This is a genomic window from Vibrio sp. Isolate30 (genome assembly GCF_022397975.1).
In the GTDB taxonomy this organism is placed as follows: Bacteria; Pseudomonadota; Gammaproteobacteria; order Enterobacterales; family Vibrionaceae; genus Vibrio; species Vibrio fortis.
In genome coordinates this window covers 1,248,714-1,270,561 of record NZ_JAKEUS010000001.1, presented here as the reverse complement: position 1 = coordinate 1,270,561, position 21,848 = coordinate 1,248,714, and the positions used below count along the sequence as shown (strand labels likewise).

General features: G+C 43.9%; 18 protein-coding genes. 13 read left to right on the top strand and 5 right to left on the bottom strand.

Features of this window, described 5'->3' with window-relative positions; all coding sequences use genetic code 11:
- Positions 1-74: 74 nt before the first annotated feature.
- Positions 75-1,073 carry a hypothetical protein gene (locus L1D60_RS05550; protein WP_239840110.1) on the bottom strand — a complete coding sequence of 333 codons (999 nt, stop codon included), beginning with the start codon at positions 1,071-1,073 and terminating at the stop codon, positions 75-77.
- 191 nt (positions 1,074-1,264) lie between these two features.
- Here L1D60_RS05550 and L1D60_RS05545 point away from each other — a divergent pair, with 191 nt between their 5' ends.
- The 11 genes from L1D60_RS05545 to L1D60_RS05495 all read left to right on the top strand — a co-directional run bounded on the left by L1D60_RS05545 (position 1,265) and on the right by L1D60_RS05495 (position 13,897).
- Positions 1,265-2,518: a SpoIIE family protein phosphatase gene (locus L1D60_RS05545; RefSeq protein WP_239840109.1), complete on the top strand. Its 1,254-nt coding sequence runs from the start codon at positions 1,265-1,267 to the stop codon at positions 2,516-2,518.
- Positions 2,470-2,802, top strand: a complete 333-nt coding sequence (locus tag L1D60_RS05540; RefSeq protein ID WP_239840108.1) for an STAS domain-containing protein — start codon at positions 2,470-2,472, stop codon at positions 2,800-2,802. The genes L1D60_RS05545 and L1D60_RS05540 overlap by 49 nt, the downstream gene beginning before the upstream one ends.
- A gap of 11 nt (positions 2,803-2,813) precedes the next feature.
- Positions 2,814-3,938, top strand: a complete 1,125-nt coding sequence (locus tag L1D60_RS05535) for an NDP-sugar synthase (RefSeq protein ID WP_239840107.1) — start codon at positions 2,814-2,816, stop codon at positions 3,936-3,938.
- Positions 3,939-3,953: 15 nt separating this feature from the next.
- Positions 3,954-4,436 (top strand): ATP-binding protein, encoded by a 483-nt coding sequence (locus tag L1D60_RS05530; RefSeq protein ID WP_239840106.1) that lies wholly within the window; start codon positions 3,954-3,956, stop codon positions 4,434-4,436.
- Positions 4,437-4,489: 53 nt separating this feature from the next.
- On the top strand, positions 4,490-6,346 hold the full coding sequence (locus L1D60_RS05525) for a cellulose synthase catalytic subunit (RefSeq protein WP_239840105.1): 1,857 nt from the start codon (positions 4,490-4,492) through the stop codon (positions 6,344-6,346).
- Complete coding sequence (locus L1D60_RS05520) at positions 6,336-7,658, top strand: DUF3131 domain-containing protein (RefSeq protein WP_239840104.1); 1,323 nt, start codon at positions 6,336-6,338, stop codon at positions 7,656-7,658. The genes L1D60_RS05525 and L1D60_RS05520 overlap by 11 nt, the downstream gene beginning before the upstream one ends.
- 33 nt (positions 7,659-7,691) lie before the next feature.
- A complete protein-coding gene (locus tag L1D60_RS05515) occupies positions 7,692-9,092 on the top strand; it encodes a DUF3131 domain-containing protein (RefSeq protein ID WP_239840103.1) in 1,401 nt (466 codons plus the stop codon).
- 9 nt (positions 9,093-9,101) lie between these two features.
- Entirely contained in the window at positions 9,102-10,484 is a 1,383-nt protein-coding gene (locus L1D60_RS05510) for a DUF3131 domain-containing protein (RefSeq protein WP_239840102.1), read from the top strand.
- Entirely contained in the window at positions 10,481-11,668 is a 1,188-nt protein-coding gene (locus L1D60_RS05505) for a hypothetical protein (RefSeq protein WP_239840101.1), read from the top strand. Before L1D60_RS05510 ends, L1D60_RS05505 begins: the two co-directional genes overlap by 4 nt.
- A 68-nt stretch (positions 11,669-11,736) precedes the next feature.
- Positions 11,737-12,528, top strand: coding sequence for a family 16 glycosylhydrolase (locus L1D60_RS05500; RefSeq protein WP_239840100.1), 792 nt, complete (start codon positions 11,737-11,739; stop codon positions 12,526-12,528).
- A gap of 79 nt (positions 12,529-12,607) precedes the next feature.
- On the top strand, positions 12,608-13,897 hold the full coding sequence (locus tag L1D60_RS05495; protein ID WP_239840099.1) for a glycosyltransferase: 1,290 nt from the start codon (positions 12,608-12,610) through the stop codon (positions 13,895-13,897).
- 220 nt (positions 13,898-14,117) lie between these two features.
- On the opposite strand, the gene L1D60_RS05490 is transcribed toward L1D60_RS05495, so the two are convergent.
- The 4 genes from L1D60_RS05490 to L1D60_RS05475 all read right to left on the bottom strand — a co-directional run bounded on the left by L1D60_RS05490 (position 14,118) and on the right by L1D60_RS05475 (position 18,831).
- Positions 14,118-14,450: an Hpt domain-containing protein gene (locus tag L1D60_RS05490; RefSeq protein ID WP_150869510.1), complete on the bottom strand. Its 333-nt coding sequence runs from the start codon at positions 14,448-14,450 to the stop codon at positions 14,118-14,120.
- 11 nt (positions 14,451-14,461) lie between these two features.
- Positions 14,462-16,033 (bottom strand): response regulator, encoded by a 1,572-nt coding sequence (locus L1D60_RS05485; RefSeq protein WP_239840098.1) that lies wholly within the window; start codon positions 16,031-16,033, stop codon positions 14,462-14,464.
- A gap of 175 nt (positions 16,034-16,208) precedes the next feature.
- Positions 16,209-17,765, bottom strand: a complete 1,557-nt coding sequence (locus L1D60_RS05480) for a DHA2 family efflux MFS transporter permease subunit (RefSeq protein WP_239840097.1) — start codon at positions 17,763-17,765, stop codon at positions 16,209-16,211.
- Between the two features lie 4 nt (positions 17,766-17,769).
- Positions 17,770-18,831, bottom strand: coding sequence for an HlyD family secretion protein (locus L1D60_RS05475; RefSeq protein WP_239840096.1), 1,062 nt, complete (start codon positions 18,829-18,831; stop codon positions 17,770-17,772).
- A 121-nt stretch (positions 18,832-18,952) separates the two neighbouring features.
- Here L1D60_RS05475 and L1D60_RS05470 point away from each other — a divergent pair, with 121 nt between their 5' ends.
- Both L1D60_RS05470 and L1D60_RS05465 read left to right on the top strand, forming a co-directional pair.
- Positions 18,953-19,855 carry a LysR family transcriptional regulator gene (locus tag L1D60_RS05470; protein WP_239840095.1) on the top strand — a complete coding sequence of 301 codons (903 nt, stop codon included), beginning with the start codon at positions 18,953-18,955 and terminating at the stop codon, positions 19,853-19,855.
- 533 nt (positions 19,856-20,388) lie between these two features.
- Positions 20,389-21,831, top strand: a complete 1,443-nt coding sequence (locus L1D60_RS05465) for a lytic polysaccharide monooxygenase (RefSeq protein WP_239840465.1) — start codon at positions 20,389-20,391, stop codon at positions 21,829-21,831.
- The last annotated feature ends 17 nt before the right edge of the window (positions 21,832-21,848 follow it).

Below are 21,848 nucleotides of genomic sequence, written 5' to 3'. Positions count from 1 at the left end.
ATTAGACGGCTTGAAGCGCTTTGCCACAAAGAATCTCAAAACTAATGAAATCAATGAGTAATGGTAGGAGAAGACTAAAAAGCGAAACTGTATGTCAAGGTAATAGAACCATCTTTGAAACGACCTGTATCTTCACCTCTGTCTGAAGAGTTCCAGCGATTCCCAGAATAATTGTTATATTGCAAAGTGATGGTACCTGGTCGCCAGTCAAAGTAACCGAAACCGTAGGTATAGTCTGGGTTCCAAGGTTGTTGTTGCTGTTTGTCAAAATAGTAAAACGCGGTGCCATTAACATACCAGTTGCCCCAAATGGAATATTTGCATCCCAAGCTAACGGTTTGGTGGTTGTTTTTATATTGGGTTGTCGCAAGGTCGAAATATTCAGGTGTGAAGTTATAGTCAATTTGGCAACCTATTGCGCCGTCATCGGTGAACCTAAAAAGATCGGCAAAAGGGGACTTGATAGGGAATTTCCATCCTAGCGACCATGTTCCTTGCTTAAACTCGGTGCGGCTTTGCCCTGGGTCAGGGTTAAACCGGTTCCCTCCGTAATTTGAATAGACCAAACTCAGCGTATAAGGGCGCCAGTCACTGTAGCCAAACACATAAGTGAAATCTGGGTTCCACGCCTGCTGTTGGTCGCTGTCTAAATAGTGATAAACGGTACCAGACACAAACCAGGCACCTGCTATGGTGTACTTTAAAGATAGCGTTAGGGTTTGATTAACGTTGGATGGGCCTTGAGTACTGCCTGCTGGAATATTGGCTGACTCTGTCTCCGCCAGTGGTTGGTGAAAACCTACGTTACCACTCAGTCCATCAAAGAGCTCTCGGTCTTCCCAATCTTGAAAAGGAAACGCAAATGAACTGGATACTCCTTTCCAGATCTCATCGATTTCGTCGTCGGTTGGTACCTCCTGTTTGGAGTTATTATGGCTATTGCCCGACAACGTCGCGTTCTCTTGAGGTGGAGGAGCATTTGGGGCGGTATTCGCCAGAAAGCTGTCTGCCACTACGCTATTTGAAAATAGAACAGTAGCGATTATGAGTCTTTGTCGAATAGTTACTGTCATTTCTAACAATCCGCTCCCTGTGATTGTGTTAAATACCGCACAACGTTAACTTAAGTATAACAAAATTATAAGAAACAATTTGCAAAGCAATGAGTTGAGTCTAACCTAAAGTAATAAAGCACGTGAACCAAAGCCAAAATCATAATTGGCAGAAGTGTGATAAGAACGTCAGAAAAGGCTTAGGGTAGAGAATGAAGGATATTCTGTTGGTTGATGATAACCGTACCATATTGATTTATATGAGTTCGGTTTTGAAAAAGCGCGGCTATCAAGTGCACACTGCGACTGGTGGTGAAGAAGCATTACAGATATTAGCTGACAATGATGATATCCAGCTTGTTCTCAGTGATTGGATGATGCCTGGCATGAGCGGGGTAGAACTATGCAGTGAGCTTAAGTCTAAAAACTACCATCGTTATATTTTCTTTGTTCTTCTCTCTTCGAAAGGTGACGAAGCCTCAATCATCAACGGCATTGATGCAGGTGCCGACGACTTCATTGACAAAAAAACATCCATCGATGAGCTAGATGCTCGGGTTAGAGCTGGTTTCCGCACTTTAGCTCTCCACAATGAAGTGGTTGATAAAAACACCAAGCTCGATAGAGCCTATGAGACAATTAAGCGTGACCTTGACTCTGCAAGTGAACTTATTCGTCAAATCCTGCCAAAGACCAAGCATTTTAGCTGTGTTGAGCTGAGCTATATCTCTATTCCAAGTGCGCAAGTGGGCGGAGATATGCTCGGATACATGCAGCTCGACACTGATCACGTTGCTTTCTACCTATTCGATGTTGCCGGTCACGGCGTTTCGTCCGCACTGATGTCTTTCTCTGTGCAAACAAGTTTATCGGTACAGCAGGGCAGTTCTTCGGTTGTTCTTAAAAATGAAGGCGACACTTCAACGGTATGTGCACCGGCTGATGTGGTATCCAAACTCAACGAAATGTACATGAGTAATGACGCCAACATTCTCTACTTCACCATGATTTATGCCGTGCTAAATGTAAAAACCGGCTTGATGTCATATTGTTGTGCTGGTCACCCACCTTTGGTTTGGTATCACGGAAATCAAGGAAACGCAGAACTGATTGGTCACGATAACTTTGTTGTCGGGGCTTTTGATGACGTGGAATATCAAGCTGCACAAATTCAACTTCAACCAGGTGACAAAATCTGGTTCTACTCTGATGGCATCACAGAAGCCGATAACGGAGACGAACAGTATTCCGAAGAAGGCTTGCGAGAAGCTATCGAACAACTGAGTCAATATCCGATTCAACGACAAACCGAATTATTAGTAAATAACGTTAGAGACTGGACCAAGTCAGACTGTTTCGATGATGACGTCAGCGTCTTAGTTGCAGAATGGAAAGGCCCTCAAGAAGGAGAAGCTCAATGCGATATGAAATTAGTCAACAAGGCAACAGCACAGTTCTTCAAGTAAACGAAGAGCGATTTGACGCCAAACTGGCACCACAGTTTAGAGAAGTTTTGGAGACACTAACGCCGGATCTATTGCCAAATGTTGTGCTTGATATCAGTAACGTTAAGTTCATGGATAGCAGTGGTCTAGGTGCAGTTATGGGTGTGTATAAGATGCTTCGCGACAAGAAAATAGCCGTTGCAAACGCTCAAAAACCCGTTCAAGACCTGTTTAAACTCACGCGCATGGATAGGCTGATCAAGACTTATACCAGCGTTGATGAAGCACTCGCGACTGCTGTGTAAAGGGGGCTGATATGAAAGGGATGATCTTAGCAGCAGGGAAAGGTACACGAGTTAAGCCAATTACTCAGTCGCTGCCTAAGCCAATGATTCCAATCCTGGGTAAGCCGGTAATGGAATCGATGATTGAGCTCTTTTCACAACACAATATCAATAAGATTGTGATTAACACTAGCCATTTAGCGGAAGTTATTGAAGGGTACTTCGGCGATGGGCATCACTTCGATGTTCAGCTTTCATACTCCTATGAGGGCGAATGTGTTGATGGACAATATCAAAGTAAAGCGCTGGGCTCGGCTGGCGGTATGCAGAAAATTCAGCAGTTTTCAGGCTTTTTTGATGAGACCTTCGTGGTTGTTTGTGGCGATGCTTGGATCGACTTAGATCTGACTGAAGCCGTTCGCAAGCACAAAAAAAATGGCGGTATCGCAACCATCATTACCAAAAGCGTCATTTTAGATGAAGTTGAAAAATACGGTGTTGTCGTCGCTGACGAAAAAGGGCTTGTTACCAGCTTCCAAGAGAAGCCATCCAAAGAAGAAGCGCTCTCCACTCAAATAAACACGGGTATTTATATCTTTGAACCAGCCATATTTGATTACATACCGAAAGAGGGGGAATACGATATCGGTAGTGAGTTGTTCCCAATGCTGGTGGAGAAGCACGTCCCGTTTTACGCCGTTGAGATGAACTTCCAATGGCTCGATGTGGGTAATATCACGGATATCTGGAGTGTGACCAAAGATATCTTACAGGGCAAAGTACCAGGTTATCGTATCCCGGGCACTCAAGTAAAAGCTGGCGTATGGGTTGGGATCAACACCGTGGTTGATGTTAACAACTGTAACCTTCAGCCGCCTGTTGTTATCGGAAGCGGGTGCAAAGTTGATCCTAATGCCAAAGTGATCGGCCCGGCGTTGATTGGCGCAAACTGCCAGTTAGATGAAAAAGCAGTGGTGGAAGAGTCGCTTATCTTTGACAACATTCATGTCAAAGAAGGTTGTCATATTAAACATCAAACCATCTTTGGTCAGTACTGCATTGGACATGATGGTGAGCAGAATCATGATTTGAACTGGCGCAATCTGCGTACATACGCTGCGCACAATCGTGTATCTGACATGTTGAATGGTATGTAGCAGAGGAGTGTGCCGATGTTAGACGTATTCGAACAAGCTTATAAAAGCTCCTTAGAGACCTCGCGACAAGTCGCCGTAGAACTCAACGATTATTGGTCTGGTATAGGCATTTCTCCAGTATTAGCCACTCAGTTAGAACTGTGTGTCGTCGAGATGGTGAACAACACTTATATACACGCGTACAGCGAACAAGAAGGCAAACCAGTCAAAGTTAAGTGCAACCTAAACGAAGATTCAAAAACCAAGACGATTTGTATCGATATTATCGATAGAGGCGAACCCATGACACAAACTCAGTTGGAAAAGGCTTTGTCCAACGAATTTGTGGATATGGACCCTGATGACGACACCACTTGGGCGACATCTGGAAGAGGATTCATGATTGTTTCTGCATTGATGGATGACGTCAAGCTACGTGTAGAGGATGGAGAAAACTGTTTCATGATGACTAAGGAACTTGAAGAAAGCGACCTTATAGAAAACGTGTGTCCCCCCTGATTAGAACATTCTAATAAGAGATGGCTAGGTCAATAAAATAGGGAAAGGAACAAATGGATAATTATTTTGAGAAGTTTGAACACAGGGTGCCACCAGAACCTGTACCTCATAGTATTCCCAGAGAGCTTCTGTATCAGTATTTAGCAACATGTAACTTAACACTCGGCATTTGGTATCTGGGTTGGCGTTGGATGTATGCGCTTAACTACGATGCTTTATGGTTCTCGTTACCTTTGGCATTTGCAGAGTCTTGTGCATTTATCGGTTCAATGCTGTTCACTTATAACTTGTGGAAAGTCGAAGATGAACCAAAGAAAGCACCACCATACAAAATATCTGAATGTAGCTTAGATACTCAAGAAGATAGACCCATCAGCGTCGATGTGTTCTTTCCTAGCTACGATGAAGAGCCAGAGCTGGTTAAATTGAGTATCTTAGATGCACAGAAGATCACTTATCCGCACGATATTACGATCAAAATCTTCATTCTTGATGATGGTAAGCGCCCAGAAATGGAAGCGATGGCTAAAGAGATGGGCGTTGGTTACATTACTCGTGATGGTAATGTCGGTTTCAAGGCGGGTAATCTACGTAATGCGATGGAACGTACCAGTGGCGACTTTGTTGTTATTTGTGATGCGGATACCCGTCCTTTCTCAACCATTCTTGAAAACACGCTTGGTTACTTTAGAGACCCTACAGTGGCTTGGGTTCAAACACCGCAATGGTTCTTCGATTTGCCAGAAGGCGAGCGTTTACCTGAGTTTCTTGAAAGAAAAGTGGGTACATGGGCGAAATCTATTGGCTCAGGTATAGAGAGATTCTATGGCCCTGTAACGCTAGGTGAAGACCCGTTTGTAAACGATCCGCAAATGTTCTACGACGTTATTCAACGTCGACGCAACTGGGTGAACTCGTCTTTCTGTTGTGGTGCCGGCTCAATTCACCGCCGTGAAGCAGTAATGGAAGCGGCGCTAAGAGCTTATGCAGAACAAATCACCAAAGAACAAGATGAGATCGAAGCGCAGATCCGCCGTCTAACCAAAGAGAAGAAGGTTGAGCAGTCGGTATCGGATAATCTGCGTGATGAGATCTTGTTTGATACGGAATTTACCCCCTATAAGTTCCATGTGTCTGAAGACCTTTATACGTCGATCGTCCTACACTCTGACCGCGAGCGTAATTGGCGATCGGTGATGCATCCGAATGTCGAGAGTAAAATGCTCTCGCCACAAGATTTACAAACGTGGACAGTGCAACGATTTAAATATTCTGGTGGCTCGATTGACATTTTCATGAATGACAATCCTATCTTCCGTAAAGGTCTGCACTTAAAACAAAAGCTGATGTATGGCGCAAGTTTTTGGTCCAATTTATCGGCGATCTGGAACATCGTGTTCTTAGCATGCCCAATCATCTACTTTTTGACATCCATAGCGCCAGTTAGTGCTTATGACGTAACGTTCTACCTCCACTTCTTGCCTTATGTGATCACGGCAGAGCTAGCGATGATGACAGGAACATGGGGTGTGGCGGGATATAAAGGCAAGACGAACTTCCTTTCATTCTTCCCAGTCAACTTACGGGCGTTATGGACGGTGTTACGCGGTCGGAAAATCAGCTTCCCAACTACGCCGAAAGAGCGTCAAACCGGTAATTTCTTTAAGTTAGTTATACCTCAAGCAATGGTATTTGGATTAAGTCTATTTAGTTTGTTGTTTGCATGGTTTGGCCATTCAACCGGCTCATGGGGAGATTACTCTGTGGGCGGCCTTGTTCTAAATACATTTTGGATTCTCAACAACATGTTAGCGATGTGGGGAATGATCGCTGCAGCATTCTGGACACCACCCGCAGAAAGCGAAGGTGAAGAAGCGACCAATTCAGAGGAGTTGAAGTATGGAGTTTAAGAAATCACTGGTAAATGCTCGTCACCACATTGTGTTCATCTTGGGGTTGGCCACAGCACTTATTATCGCTTTCAGTATCGAGACTCGAGAGTCGGGAAGGGTACTTGGAAATATTACCTTTGAAATTCCAGAGGACATCCCATTCAAGTCTTCACGAGTTTTGTCAGAACAAGAGTTCGAGTGGGCCAATGTGGCTTGGCAGTATTTCGAGAACAACTACCAAGAAAATACCGGTTTGGTGAACTCAGTAGATGGCTATCCTTCAACCACGATGTGGGATACGGCCTCTTATCTTATGGGGCTTATCTCTGCTGAGAAGATCAATATCATCTCAACTGAAGAGTTTGAGTTGCGTATGGAAAAGGCACTCACCACCTTGGCACGTTTACCTCTCGTTGATGGCCTATTACCAAACAAAGCGTACAACACTCAAACCTTAGAGATGGTGGATTACGCTAACAATCCGATTGAAAATGGTATTGGTTGGTCTGCGATCGATATTGGTCGAATCCTTGTCCCTATGAACATTATGATTTGGCAATATCCTCAGTTTAACAAGCAGGTTAACGACGTATTGAACCACTGGAAAGTGAGCGCGATGTTGGTTGACGGCTATATGTATGGTGCGCGTCCTACCTCCGATTCTAGCGTGATGGAGCTTGTACAAGAAGGTCGTATCGGATACGAAGAGTACGCTTCTAAATCATTAGCCTTGATGGGACGTGATGTATTTAACTCTATGAAATATATCGATTACCTAGACATGGTTGATATTTACGGTATTGAAATTCCAACAGATAAACGTGACCCTTCAAAATTCCACGCTCATAACTATGTCGTGAGTGAGTCTTACATTCTTGATGGTATCGAATTTGGTGCAGATAGTGTGTCTAAGGTATTTGCACATCGTATTTTCCAAGCACAAGAGCGTCGTTATGAAGACACAGGTATTGTCACCGCGGTGAGTGAAGACAACGTCGATGAGGCACCATACTTCGTCTACAACACCGTATTCTCGGATGGTGAAAAATGGAATGCCATCTCTGATGATGGTAAAGACCAATCGCATTTGAAAACTCTATCAACTAAGGCCGCATTTGGTTGGTACGCCCTTTATGATTCAGATTACACCGATGTTCTGATCAATGAGGCTTCTGCTTTGTACTCGGATGAGAAAGGTTGGTACTCAGGTCGTTATGAAATTGATGGCCGTACTAACAAAGCAGTGACAGCAAACACCAACGGAATCGTACTAGAATCATTGGCTTATATTGAGAATGGACCGCTATTGACGATTGGTGAGTTGAAGTAAATCAGCGAATTAAAATAATAAGAAGGAATTTATATGCGAACGATTAGTCTTGGCTTGATCACTCTAGCAATCGTTGGTTGCGGTAGTAAATACAATCAATTCTCTGATGACATTATTGACCGAAATACACACTGGACTGTCCCTCAACCTCGTCATGGTGAGTTGACCGAGAAAGAGATGGATATGGCGCGTATCGCTTGGAAGTATTTTGAAAACAACTACCAAGAATCAACAGGTTTGGTTAATGCGGTAAATAACTATCCATCGGTGACGTGGTGGGATGCGGCATCCTATCTTGCAGGCATGACCAGTGCGTATGAATTAGGGATTATTGAAAAAGAAGAGTTTGATAGACGACTCGTTCGCTTCCTAACCACTTTGAATACCCTTGACCTGTTTATGGGAGAGTTACCCAACAAGGCCTATAACACCCAGACAGCGGCTAAGGTGGATTATGGTAACCAACCAGGTGAAATCGGGTACTCAGCGCTCGACCTGGGTCGCTTGATGATATGGCTTTATATCCTTAAGAACCGTTACCCTGAGTTCGCGACCAGTATTGATTCAGTCATGTTAAGGTGGAATTACTGTAATGTGGTGGATGAAAACGGCACCATGTTTGGCGCACTGCTTGAACCGGGCAAAGAGGTGCAATACCTTCAAGAAGGGCGTCTTGGTTACGAAGAATATGCAGCAAAGGGCTTTGAGCTTTGGGGCTTTGATACGACACAAGCTGCGATGGCAGAACCTTACGCTACCATTAATCTGTTTGGCTATGATGTCCCGTACGATACCCGTGATCCGCGTAAGCTCAAGGCGCATAGTTACGTTGTAACTGAAAGTTATGTTTTGGATGGTATCGAGATGGGGTGGGACTTAGTCGAAGACCGAAGCCCTCACGATTCGAGTTATTCCCATGAATGGATCGCTGAGTTCGCACTGCAAATCTATCGTGTTCAAGAAGAGCGTTACAAACAAACCGGTATTATTACTGCCCGTACCGAACACCAGTTAGCGGGTGCCCCTTACTTTGTTTATGACACCATTTATACCGATGGTTTTGCTTGGAATACGATTTCTGAGGTTGGTGACTATCTGCCACAGTTCTCAGCGGTAGCTATCAAAGGTGCAATGGGGATGTGGGTACTGTGGGATACAGAGTATACCGACCTGTTGTTTGATCACGTCTCTACTGCTTACGACCGAGAAAAAGGCTTCTATGAGGGTATCTTTGAGAATGGTACCGGTCTTATCAACACCTTTACTTCCAACAATAACGGCATCACGTTAGAGATTTTACTGTATAAAAAGCAGGGCAAGCTACTTCAGTACAAAGATCAGTTAGCCCCAAGTTTATGGGAGAAAGCACTAGAGTCGCCATTCGGTTATGAGGGCCAGTGTTTGCCTCGTAAAAAGATCAAACCCGTAGAATAAGGTTATTGAATGCTGAAGAAGTGGAGTTTACTTCTATTATCGGTATCTATATCCGGCTGTGGTGTGGTTTACCAAGGAGTGACCAACGGTGTTGATTCGATCAGTCAGTCACAAGTATTTCGACAAGGTCGTCATGCACAGTTGACTGAAGAAGAGCTGATGTGGGCACAGACGGCGTGGAAGTACATTGATAACAACACGCAAGTCACTACAGGCTTGGTCAATAGTATTGATAATTTTCCAACTACCAACATGGCGGGTTTAGCTGATTACTTGATCTCTTTAATTGCGGCGAGAGCGTTTGAGTTTATCTCTAATAAAGAGTACGACGAGCGCCTGACCTTGGTACTGAGTTTCCTCAATAAGATGGATCTCAGTTATGGGCATGCCCCCAATAAAGTTTACAGCACTCAAAGTGGGGGAATGGTTAATTATAGCAATCAACCTCAAGATATAGGGTGGTCATCACTGGATGTTGGTCGCCTCTTAATCGCCCTTGCCATAGTTAAAAGACACTCTCCTGAATTCTCTGAATACGTTGATAAAGCAGTATTGCGCTGGAACTTTTGTGAGTTAATCAGCCTTGATGGTGAGCTCTATGGAAGCATGATTCAAGATGGTCAATTAATCCGATATAAAGAAGGTCGATTGGGGTTAGAAGAGTACACCTCTTATGGCTATCTAGACTGGCAAATCGTACCCGAAAAGGCGATGAACATTGATCCCTACGATGTAGCAACCATATACGATATCGATTTGATTTTTGATGGCCGTGACCCTCGTGTGTTTAACGTCTTGCGTCCAATTTACTCAACACCTTATTTGTGGATGGGGCTTGAATTCAACTGGGACAAAGTCGGGGATACCACTTCAAGCGATTCTAAGCATACTAACAACACACTCGCAGCGATGGCCGACGCAATTTATCAAGTACAAGAGGCGCGTTGGGACAATGAGCGAATCTATACGGCGCGGGGTGAACATGTTGTTACCGGTGAACCATATTTTGTCTACGACGCTATCTATGGATTAGGTACTCCTTGGATAACACTCGCGGAAGATGGCTCTTCCCATGATGACAAGGCATTGGTGTCAACGCGTGTCGCATTCCAAATGTGGGCTCTTTGGAAAACGGACTACACCGATCGATTGATGACATTGGTGAAAGAGCTCTATGACCCTCAACGTGGGTGGTATGAAGGGCGATATGAACTCACCAGCGCCTACGAAAAAAGCATCAGCTTGAAAACTAATGCAGGTGTACTTGAAGCTTTGTTGTATAAGCAGAGCGGTAAGCTTTACAAAGCAAATAAGTCTAAAGAGTATCGTGATGTGAAGTTTAACTCTCGTTTTGATCACCCTGGCAAATGTATGGTGGAGACATTCCGATGAGAAAGCTAATTGTACTTATCTTTTTTGTTGCCTCCTTTCCTGTTTGGGCTATAAATCAAACGTCGATAGACTTACTTAGCACACCAACGCTTCTTCTTTCTCAGGGGCGTTACGCACAAGCAGCAACCTTAATGCATCAACAAGCCAATCGAGCGTTGAGCTTAGAGCATAAGATTGGCACTCAAGAAATGTGGCAGACAGCTGGGTTAGCTGATGCATTAGCGGCAATGGCGGCCGAGAAAGCAAAAGATCCCGCTGCCTATGAATACTGGTCAAACAGCGTTCGATACTTTTTGATGGGAGGCAGTAATTGGAATCAGTACAGCCAGCAACTGCTGATCGACTATAAAGCGTTTGACGCTCGGTTCTCCATCGCAACCAATTCTGGTGGACCAACCGCGTTTGTGGATGATGCATGGATCCAATTTGCTTCTTTGATTGATATTTGGGAGCAAAAGTTGGACTTTTTTAGATATGAATCTCCGTCAGCAGGGCTAATTCAAAAGCAACCAACTAATACACTTCCCACGCCAAGATCAGCGAAACCCTCTGGTGAGCAACTAAAACAGTACACGCCCAATAGTAAATTAATACTCAATAAGGACTTTTCTAACAAACAGACATTTGTTGTCGAGCCTACTGTTGAGCCTGTTCCTCAGCAGAAAACAACTCAGCCAGAGCAAGACCTAACAGGGCAAATCGTTACACCTAAAGGGTCAATCCAAGGAATTGAAAGTACCACGCAACAGCAATTCAGTGGTGGCGAGGTGAATTCGACAAAAGGAAGTTTCCATTCGCCAATTACTCCAGTCGTGTCGCAAGCAAAAGCGCAGCAACAAGCGCAACAAGGACCAACTAAGGCATCGTCAAAGCTTGGCGAAGCTTCGGTGGATCCAGTTGAGAGTAGCGATGTCTCAACTGAAACCAAAAAAGAAGTAACAGTAATGACACCTCTTGGTACACCGGAACCAATTGTCGAAACAAACATTTCAATTAGCGAAGAAGTAAAACCCGTTACGCAAGACGGTGGAGAGAGCAGCAAGGGCAAGTTAGGAGAAGAATCGACTTCATCTGAAGTTCAACCTGCGAGTGCTATACCCAAGGGAAATATTGGGCTTGCGCCAACCCCTGCAGTACAAGCCATTCAACGACGTAGTTTTGCTCCTACAGAAGATAATCAGTAATTAGTGGTGAAAAATTCATCGTATGTATTAGGCTTATTTATGTGTCTGAATGAATAAGCGAGTACGTCATGCTACTAACCAAAACATATTGTGCGATAGCGGTGTCTTTAGCGTTGACGAGCTCGTTTGTAAACGCAGAGAGTTTTGAGGATCCTCTGCGCACTTTTGACGAAAGTCGCTGGTGGTTGTCAGACGGATGGGAAAATGGCTTTCCTTTTCTGAGTCGTTGGGACGCAAAATCTGCCACCTTCAATAAAAAGGGTTTGACGTTAACGCTAGCACCAGATGAAGAGCGTGATGCAGACGGAAATCTGACATTCTATGGGGGCGAGCTACGAAGCCATGAATTTTTCCCATATGGGTGTTATGAGATCGATATGAAGCCCGCGCGAGCTCCGGGTGTTGTAAGTTCATTTTTCTTATTCTCCGGGCCCTACGATAAGCCTGAAGGTGGGAGTGGTAAGCACAATGAGATCGATATAGAGTTTCTAGGGTCTAACACTAATATGGTTCAGCTTAACTTTTGGACCGATGATGATAGTTATACAAACTCACACGAGACACTGATCTTTCTCGGTTTTGATGCTTCGAAGGCGTTCCATCGTTATGGAATATATTGGGGCGAAGACCGTATAGAATGGTTTATTGATGGTCAGTTGGTTCTTCGTGTTAACAACAACCCGTATGACCCAACACCAAGCATCGATAGTTCTTACCTTAGAGTTATGGCGAACATCTGGGCGACTGATCCAGAGGTTAGCAACTGGGCAGGTAAGTTCCGAGAGGACAAAATTCGAGAATATCGTGCCAAGTATCGAAACTTTAGCTTCAAAGAAAATGAGAGGTGCGCAACAAAATAAACTCGCTAGCACTTTGATATGAAAAGATATGCATACTAAGCTTTAGGTGAACATAATAACGTCACGCTAGGGAATATGTATGGATACTTCTTTGTCTACCGCTATTGAGCTACTCAATAAGTCAAACGAGCAGTTTGATTTGACTGAACCGCAACATCAAAAAAGTTTACTTAGGCTAGCAGAGCGTTTACTGCAACTTGATAAGCTTTCCACTCAAGATCTTAAAGATCTATCAACTCAATTCAACGCGCCACTTGAGTTCCAGCTCGCAGTTAAACTTGTCGAGTCGCGTAAAGAGACACAATCTATCTGTCAGCCACTGAAGATCGGTGTGGTATTCGCTATGTGGGGTGAACACAATCGTCTCAATCCGAAATCGGCTAGCAACCCTAATGGGGAAGACTCATTAAGAACTAAGGTCGAACAGCTTAAGTGGGTGACGGAAGGAACCAACGTTGACTGGACACTTTACGCGGTAGATGACGGTTGTCCACACGGTAGCGCTGATATCGCTCAATCGATAAAAGAAACCTACGATGCAGGCACAAATGCCAAAGTAAAAGTGCTGAGGCTTGCAGAAGCACTACCTGTATCTGAGGGCGCATTACGCAATCTGAAAAGTGCCGATGACTCTAGAAAAGGGGGCGCGATTATTCTAGGTTGTGAGCAGTCTTTAGAAGATGGCGTTGATGCCGTTCTTTATACCGATGCGGACAATTCGGTTCACCTAGGGCAGCTAGGTCTAGCATTGGCGCCATACAGCCGAGATGGTAAGCAAGTGGTGTTAGGCAACCGAAAACATGCTGATTCAATTTTGGTTAAGCAAGAAGAGCGCTGGGGTGTAGGCATTAAAACGTTACGCCATATGCAGCGAATGATTGGCGCGCAGATCTTTGACAGTGGTATCAAAGATACACAAGCGGCGTTTAAATTATATGGCCGAGGCATTCTAGAAAAAATCCTCGAAAACCCGACGGTATTTGATTTTTCGTTTGATACCGATTGGATTTTCGCTGCGATGGAGTTTAACCAGCCAATTATTACTGTTCCATTTGCGTTTATCGACTCGGCTGCAGAATCGGCTTCTGTTGCTCAAGGACCGATGACAACCTGGTATGTATTGCTTGATGGATTGGTGAAAGCAGCGAAAGCTCGCGGTAGCTCTTACAGTGAAGAAATGGCGGATGTGTTTACACGTGAGATTACCTCGCATGAAGATCTTGAGTTGATCATCGATGTATTACCGCCGGAATTAGCCGCCGCTGGAGACAGTGATTTAGGTAATCCAAAAGTGATGTCACCGCAATCGGTAAAACATTGGATTAGCAGTGCCAAGTCGCTGAATGCAAGGGTCAGTGCGCCTGCTTAAATACAACTCAAATACAGCTTAAATTTATTTGTAGAGGAGTGAGCGTGTGCTTGCTCCTTTTTTATCTCATGGCGCAAAGTGTTGTTTGGAACAAGTTTGAAAGCACGGTCTAGTTCTTAGAGTACTAGAAAACAACACGGCTCTCGATATGAACGAGAGCCGCGATAAAATATTCATTAGTAACGCTCATTAGCGATTAGGCTATCAAGATAGCTGCTGATCAGTAGGCCGCGAGCACTTCTTCGATCTGCTGATTGATGACTTTCACTTCACTATAAATGACAGCCAAATCATCATCCGAAGGTGCAAGATCTTTGAGGGCGTTTTGTTCTACGTTCTCTAATGCCGAAGTTGCAGTCTCTTCACCGAAACTTACTAATATTCCTTTGAGCGTGTGAACAGTAAAGTGCAGCTTTCCCCAGTCTTGCTGTGCAACAAGCTCTTGAATCTCTTCTAATGAATTAGCATGGTCTTCTTGGTAGGTGGATAAAACCGCGAAAATCACATCTTTGTCATTATCTAAATAGGCATTTAACGCATCAAAATCTAGCATAGAGACTCCTGTCAGTTACATAGTGAAAGTGGGCTGGGCGGCTTGGTAGAAAACCCAGTTCTAGCAGATTCACTAATCCATTGATTCCATTTATGTGGCAATTCTAACTTTTGTAGTTGCGCCATGAATTCGTTAGTAAGTTGTTCTTCTGTTTGAGTTTTGTTGACGGCAAATAGATAGTCAAGTTTCGCGGCAACTGAATAAGGATAAGTGTGAATATAGTCTTTAAGTTGTTGTACTGAACCCAAGCTGTCTATGTTGACACAGTTGATAGGATTGGTATCACTACCAAGACAGGTTTGGTCATTGATTTCACCGCGGGCTTTAAGGAAGTCACCTAAGCCTTGATATAGCGAATACTCACCGTAAATATTGAGCAGTGGAAGTAGCTGACTCAACAAAACGGTAGGCGTTTCGTTTAGTACAGGGCAGAGCAATGCTGCAGCTCGGATTAGTTTTTGATGAGCCAGTTGGTGATTACCTTCAAGGTGCAGTACTTGGCACTGAAAAACAGCGAGAGCGGCTAAAACCTGTTGCTGTTGATGCTGCGTTAACTTTAGATTTACTTGGTTGGTAAACTGATTCGCTTGTTCTAATAATGTGCGTTTATTAGCGATGCTATCTTCTTTCTCATAAGCCACTTGGAGCGAATGAAAGTAGTTCGAAATGGAGTTGATAACGTCGATATCTGCCGGCGAAATGTTGGTTGCATACATATGGCCCATCTTAATCAAGATTTGAGCGTTGTCTGCATTTTCGGCAAGATCGATAGCTCTTATCGCACGATGGCTAATACTTGGCGTCAGTTCAAATGCGCGGATCGCGAGTTTTAATGCCGGGAGCAACATGTTGTGCTTCTCGTAGATGCAGCTCAAACAGTCAATCACATTGAGAGACAGTGGACGCGCGATCAGGTAGTTATGAAGTTTGTCTATTGCTTGTTGAGCTTTTCCGAGGCTATCGAGAACGAGTGCTTCAGCGACCAGTTTTGTTGGGTGCATGTTTGTCACTGATTCACGGAGTACATAAGCCAATAGCTCCCATTGCTCGGTTCCTATTAGGTGTTCGATCAAACTAGCTTCGTATTGAACACTTTTCTGAGTATTGGGAACAGATAACGCTTGTTGTAATGCCGAAGAGGAGTCTATCGGATAATACTGTTTCTGTTGGGATATTTGGCGGGACTCTTCAACCGCAAGACTGATCTTTTGTCCAAGCATCGGTGTTTTAATCGGCTTAGATATAAAGTGGTGTGCTTCGCCAGATAAGGCGGTTAATACCGTTTCTTGACGCATATCACCCGATAATAGAATCGTAGCGACGGTATGATCGATCAATCTTTTGCGATAAAGGATGCCAAGTAACTCAAACCCGGTAAATGTCTGCTCAAGATGATAATCAATCAAAAGTACATCTAAGGTATGTCTCTCCACGGTTCTTATGGCTTGGCGATAGTCCGTGGCGATATAGATTTTGTCGTGCGAGATTCCAAGGCTAACTAATTGCTGCTTAATAAGTATGGTGGCACTTTTTGAATCATCGACAATCAAAATGCTGAGTTCTGGCGGCAACTTCATTGTCATTGTTCTCGCTATCCTAGCTCTACTGTCCTTATATAGAATTTAGGTGTCTAGATGCATAATGTCAAGCGAGTGAAAATGACAGTGTTATGGTTTTAAGACATTGGTAATATTCAAGATTATGTAAAGTTATTCGTATTTTGTTGGGACTCGTTCGTCCATGAACGTATTCAGACTATTAATCCTTCATATTCAATATCAGAAAGGAAGCGAATGCGAGAAACGCGGTCATCATTAAAAACACATCATTGTATGCCATGATTGCTGCATCTCGCTGCATGGTACCGAGTAGACTGGCTTGAGCTTGCTGCATTGCTGTAGCTGTATCGCTTCCTGATTGCATAAAGAATGCTTGTTGCTGCTGCAAAGTTTGCCAACCAAGTTGACTCACTGAAGGTAGCGACTCTTTGATGTGCGCTAAGTGCTCGCGCGTTTTGTTGTCCAATAACGTTGCTATTATGGCGATACTAAACGCGCCACCTAAGTTACGCATAACGTTAGTGAGCGTTGATGCGTCTGGTGTGTCCATTTTGCTAATATTCTTCATCGCTACGAGTGACAGTGGAACCATAATAAATGGGCTGCCTATCGCGCGTAGAATCATAGATAGAATCAACTGTTGCCCACCAAAATCAACCGTCATGTGGGTGTTTACGTAACAACTCAAACCAAACATAGCAAAACCAAATGTGACTAGGTATTTGGGTTTTATTATTTGCGTAAGCTTTGGCACCAGTGGAAATATCAACAACTGTGGAAAGCCCATCCACATCAATACTTCACCAATTTCCATCGCGTTGTATTGTTGTATCTGAGTGAGATACATCGGCAGTACATAAATGGAACCAAGAAGAGCCATACCTAAAATCAGATAGGCAATGCAAGACATCGCGAACTGTGGATCTTTGAGTAAACGCAAATTAACCAAAGGTTTCTTATGTTGTAGTTCATTTATGATGAAATAAACTAAACTCACTGCTGATATGATCGCAAGCGTAACAATGAAACTTGAGCTAAACCACTCTTCACGATTGCCTTCCTCTAACACCACCTCTAAGCAGCCGAGTCCAAGTGCCATAGTAGCAATACCAAACCAATCGGCCTTTTTTAACGACCCTAAATCTAGCTTTTCGTCATCAAGTCCACAGCGAATCATGGTGATCACCAAGAGTGCTGGTGGAATGTTGATGTAAAAAATGTAGTGCCAAGATAGGTTCTCAGTAAGCCAACCGCCAAACGTTGGTCCAATAGAAGGAGCAAACGTTGCTGTCACGCCAAACAGCGCCATTCCGACTGCACGTTTATTTAGAGGTAGAAGTTGGATGACTAGTGAGAACGCAAGCGGAATTAACGCACCGCCACTGAACCCTTGCATGGCGCGAAACACGATCATCGATGTCATGTTCCACGAGAATGAACAGAGCAGTGACGACAGCGTGAATATCGCCGTTGTCCAAGTGAGATAACGGCGTTTGCCTAGTGCTTTGGATAGCCAGCCACTGAGTGGAATCGCTATCATTTCTGCGACTAAGTATGACGTAGAGATCCAAGAACTCTCATCTAGGGTTGCAGAAAGCGCGCCTTGTATGTCTTTAAGTGATGAATTGGTGATCTGAATGTCTAAGATCGCCATAAAAGCACCAATCAGGCCGCCAAATAAAGCGATCCAGTGGCGTGTTGGAACCTCAGAGTTTTCAGACTCATTTAGAGAGGAAGAGGTGGCAACGTCACTCATCGAATTACCCTCGAGTATCGATTGTTGCTACTACAGATAAACCGGGTAACAGGCGACCGCTAAGCTCTTCTTGATCCGGTATCGTGATTTTGACAGGAACACGTTGGACGATTTTGGTGAAGTTACCGGTAGCGTTTTCTGGCGGCAATAACGCGAACTTAGCGCCAGTTGCAGGCGAGAAACTGTCAACTTTGCCTTTAAGTGGGTGACCAGGAAAAGCATCCAGTTCAATCTCTACGCTTTGACCTTGGTGAATACCACTCAGTTGCGTCTCTTTGAAATTGGCTTCAATCCAAATATCACCGTTCGGCACCAAACTCATCAGTGGTGTGCCCGCCTGAACCAATAGCCCTTCGCGTACACTTCTTTTGCCAATGACACCAGATGCTGGCGCATATACCTTGGTGTAGTCGAGATTAACTTGAGCTTGGTCGCGTTGAGCGATGGCTTCTGTTACAGACGCTTTGGCCTGTTCAATTTCACTATCAATGACTGTGAGCTGGTCATTGGTGGCAACAAGGTTTGCTTTGGCTTCTTCAAGCGCAGCCAGTGCGACCTTTTGTTGGGCTAACATGCTGTCGACTTCATCTTGAGAAGCGTAGTTACGGGTCAATAAACTGCGTGAGCGCTGTGTTTGTTGGAGAGCTCGTTCGTATTCAGCCGTTGCCGAATCAACACGACTCTCAGCTTGAAGAATCTGACTATTCTGCAGAGTTCTTTGAGCCAAAAGGTTAGTCACGTCCGTTTTAACGACGTTTAGATGAGCATTGGCTTGGCTGAGTGCTATTTGATAGTCGCGATCATCGATTTCGACGAGTAGATCCCCTTTATTAACAACCTGGTTGTCATGAACATGGGAAGTGATGATATAGCCGGATACTTTTGGGCTGATGTTAGTGATGTCGCCCTGTAGGTATGCGTTGTCAGTTGATTCAAAATACTGTCCATAGCCATACCAGTAACCACCGCCACCAAGACCAAGCGTTAGCATGATTGCAGTTGCGATCAATGGTGCTTTGTTTCGTTTCTTTTTTGTTGTTTGAGCTATTGGCGCTGAATCAGTCATTTCTTTTCGATCTCGTTTTTATAGATGTAACGAATTGTAAATGAAATCGATTGGTTGATAAGATAGGAAAAATAAGAATCACTGTTGCAAAAATCTTACTAATTAAATGTCGAGGGTAGCGATGGATCTCAATGCGGTGACCGTTTTCGTACAAGTCGTTGAATGTGGTAGCTTCACTCACGCGGCTGAAGCGTTGAACATGACAAAATCGACAGTAAGTCGTAAGTTGGCTGAGTTAGAACAGCATCTAGGTGTGAGGTTGATCACGCGTTCGACACGCAGTTTAGTTTTAACCCCTGAGGGTGAACACTTCTATACATCGAGTCAGCAAATGCTAGAAATCATGAGCCAAGCAGAGCTAGAAGTGACAGCGAATCAAGATTTAATACGAGGGCCGTTACGTGTTGTGTTTCCTGTTGAGCTCGGTCAGCAAGTTTTGGCTCCATACATACATCAATTTCTCCTTGAGCACCCAAACGTCACGATGAATTTGGAGCTAACTAACCGTGAAGTCGATATTGTCGGGGAGGGGATCGATGTGTACGCGCAGATTGGAGAACTTGTGGATTCAAGCTTAGTCTCGCGATACTTGGCTACATCAAATCGGGTCATCGTTGCTAGCCCTAAGTATTTGGATAAATTTGGAGGCATCGATTCACATTTGGATCTAGTTCCACCACATAAGATGGTTCATGTATCTAACAAAGCAGCCCGAGTTCCTAAGCTTACCGTTACACCACCAAGCGGAGAGCCGGTTCCAATCGAGTTGCCATATCAACTTAGAGTAAACACAGTAACGGCATGTTTGAGCGCTTGTCTTGATGGATTAGGGATCGCAGTCTTACCGGAGTTCATTTGTCGCGAGCATTTTGAATCTAATAAGTTGGTTCAGCTATTGCCCGATTACACGATGCCGGGAGTAACACTGAGTTTGGTTTATGCAGAAAGGCAACTCATGCCAAAGCGCAAGAAAGTGTTTATCGACTATATCCTGAATGCGTCTAATAATGGAAAGAGGCGTTAAGATTGCGTTCAATTGCTATATTTCTTCAATGAAATATTCCCATATCAATAATTAATACAAACTTAAAAGAATTCTTAATGGTTATATTTGGTGTGAGTTCTATTTGTTCTTATTATGGTTTATTTGTTGATGTAATTTCAACCAAATAATAAATGCGGAGAATATCACATTGATTTTATTGTTGAGTTAAATGTATACAGTTGATTTTTATAACTTTTGTTACTTGTTAAAACAAATTTTGGTAACGATTGTTTTGGTGTAAGTGGTTGTTTTTATTTTGTTTTTGCTGTTTTTATAAAGTCCAATTGAAATGTGTTTAATATGTAAAATTGTGACTTTAATTCCTTTCAAAAAAACTTTGTCTTTAATTGATCTCTTGAATAACTATTATTTTCTTAGTTTTCGTAACGAAAATAGTGCAACGTGATTGAAGCAGTGGTGCTTTGAATTATCACGTAAGTAAAACGTAAAATAATAAATGTAGAGAGTTAAAAGTGACTGCAAATAAAAATATACTAAAGCTAGCAGTAAGCATGGCCCTGTTCTCAGGCATGTCTACCACAGCACACGCTCACGGTTGGTCAGAGTTTCCAAGCGCACGTCAGAACATCTGTTATGAACAGGGTGGTATTTGGTCTGGTAATCCGCCAAACGCAGCCTGTGCCAACGCAAAAGATATTTCAGGTACTTACCCTTTTGTTCAACGCAATGAGTACGCAAAAAATATCACTGATTTCAACAATATGAACGCGGTTCGCGCTGCCATTCCTGATGGCACACTTTGTTACGCAAATGACCCTCAAAAGCAAGGTATGGGGGCACCTCATACTGGTTGGACTCGTACGGAGTTAAATGCAGGGACATTTGAGTTTGTGTTTAACGCAACGGCACCTCACAACCCATCATTTTGGGAGTTTTACCTAACTAAGCCGAACGCTGATTTAAGTAAAGCTCTGGCTTGGAGCGATCTAGACCTGATTCAAACGGAAGGCAATGTGCCAGTAAATGGCGGCAAGTATCGAATGGATGTCACGATCCCTTCTGACCGTTCTGGTGATGCAATCTTATTTGTTCGTTGGCAGCGTGATGATGCGGCTGGTGAAGGCTTCTACAACTGTTCTGATATCACCATTGTAAATGGAGAAACACCGCCACCAGAACCAGGCCCACAACCTGATCTTGTTCGCGGCGATCTCTACATTCCAGCAGATTTCGCGACTCCAGTCGTTGGCGATACCGTGCAATACGACATCATCAATAAGTATGGTGACGTAGCTCGAAGCTTTGATATTAAGATTGATGCTTCAAACCTCAATGACTGGGAACGTCTGCTCGCCTCTGAAATCAATGGCTGGCACGAAGAGTTCAAAGATGGCGCTGTCTTCATCGGTGACTGGCATGCTGAGATGGAACATTACATGTACTTCCAAAATGATCCATCACGCAATTTCTTTAACTCTAAAGATAGCCGTGCCTCAGGTAAGCTGACGCTGATTAAAGACGGTGATGGCAACGTCGAGCCACTAGCTGGCGATATCTACGAACTCGTTAAGAGCGATAAAGTCGTCGATGCGGGTGATAAGGTTGTCATTGCGACTGAAGAGCCTGCAACTTTTGTCCAGACATCTGGTACATCGGTAACGATTGAGAATAACGGTACAGCTTCAGTGCTAATTGATACTGCGCCTGTTACTCAAAACGAAACGTTAACCTTCACGGCAAGTGCGATTAACAGTGAGCGCGTAGAGACCTTCAGTTTTGAAGTAATTGCAGATGACGAGGTAACGCCTCCACCTACACCGACTCCAGATCCAGACGAAGGTGATGCTTGGAGTGCGACGAAGACTTACCTTGGTGGCGAGATCGTAACTTACGCAGACCAAAACTGGAAAGCTCAATGGTGGGTTCAAGGTGGTGACAATCCACAAGCTACCTACGAAAAAGACCAATGGGGTGTTTGGCGTCCGGCTAACTAATCTGGTTGATTGACGAA

Excerpts from the sequence above, each read along its gene's own strand:
- L1D60_RS05550 (WP_239840110.1), bottom strand. The coding sequence starts at position 1,073 with ATGACAGTAACTATTCGACAAAGACTCATAATCGCTACTGTTCTATTT.
- L1D60_RS05545 (WP_239840109.1), top strand. The coding sequence starts at position 1,265 with ATGAAGGATATTCTGTTGGTTGATGATAACCGTACCATATTGATTTAT.
- L1D60_RS05540 (WP_239840108.1), top strand. The coding sequence starts at position 2,470 with ATGCGATATGAAATTAGTCAACAAGGCAACAGCACAGTTCTTCAAGTA.
- L1D60_RS05535 (WP_239840107.1), top strand. The coding sequence starts at position 2,814 with ATGAAAGGGATGATCTTAGCAGCAGGGAAAGGTACACGAGTTAAGCCA.
- L1D60_RS05530 (WP_239840106.1), top strand. The coding sequence starts at position 3,954 with ATGTTAGACGTATTCGAACAAGCTTATAAAAGCTCCTTAGAGACCTCG.
- L1D60_RS05525 (WP_239840105.1), top strand. The coding sequence starts at position 4,490 with ATGGATAATTATTTTGAGAAGTTTGAACACAGGGTGCCACCAGAACCT.
- L1D60_RS05520 (WP_239840104.1), top strand. The coding sequence starts at position 6,336 with ATGGAGTTTAAGAAATCACTGGTAAATGCTCGTCACCACATTGTGTTC.
- L1D60_RS05515 (WP_239840103.1), top strand. The coding sequence starts at position 7,692 with ATGCGAACGATTAGTCTTGGCTTGATCACTCTAGCAATCGTTGGTTGC.
- L1D60_RS05510 (WP_239840102.1), top strand. The coding sequence starts at position 9,102 with ATGCTGAAGAAGTGGAGTTTACTTCTATTATCGGTATCTATATCCGGC.
- L1D60_RS05505 (WP_239840101.1), top strand. The coding sequence starts at position 10,481 with ATGAGAAAGCTAATTGTACTTATCTTTTTTGTTGCCTCCTTTCCTGTT.
- L1D60_RS05500 (WP_239840100.1), top strand. The coding sequence starts at position 11,737 with ATGCTACTAACCAAAACATATTGTGCGATAGCGGTGTCTTTAGCGTTG.
- L1D60_RS05495 (WP_239840099.1), top strand. The coding sequence starts at position 12,608 with ATGGATACTTCTTTGTCTACCGCTATTGAGCTACTCAATAAGTCAAAC.
- L1D60_RS05490 (WP_150869510.1), bottom strand. The coding sequence starts at position 14,450 with ATGCTAGATTTTGATGCGTTAAATGCCTATTTAGATAATGACAAAGAT.
- L1D60_RS05485 (WP_239840098.1), bottom strand. The coding sequence starts at position 16,033 with ATGACAATGAAGTTGCCGCCAGAACTCAGCATTTTGATTGTCGATGAT.
- L1D60_RS05480 (WP_239840097.1), bottom strand. The coding sequence starts at position 17,765 with ATGAGTGACGTTGCCACCTCTTCCTCTCTAAATGAGTCTGAAAACTCT.
- L1D60_RS05475 (WP_239840096.1), bottom strand. The coding sequence starts at position 18,831 with ATGACTGATTCAGCGCCAATAGCTCAAACAACAAAAAAGAAACGAAAC.
- L1D60_RS05470 (WP_239840095.1), top strand. The coding sequence starts at position 18,953 with ATGGATCTCAATGCGGTGACCGTTTTCGTACAAGTCGTTGAATGTGGT.
- L1D60_RS05465 (WP_239840465.1), top strand. The coding sequence starts at position 20,389 with ATGGCCCTGTTCTCAGGCATGTCTACCACAGCACACGCTCACGGTTGG.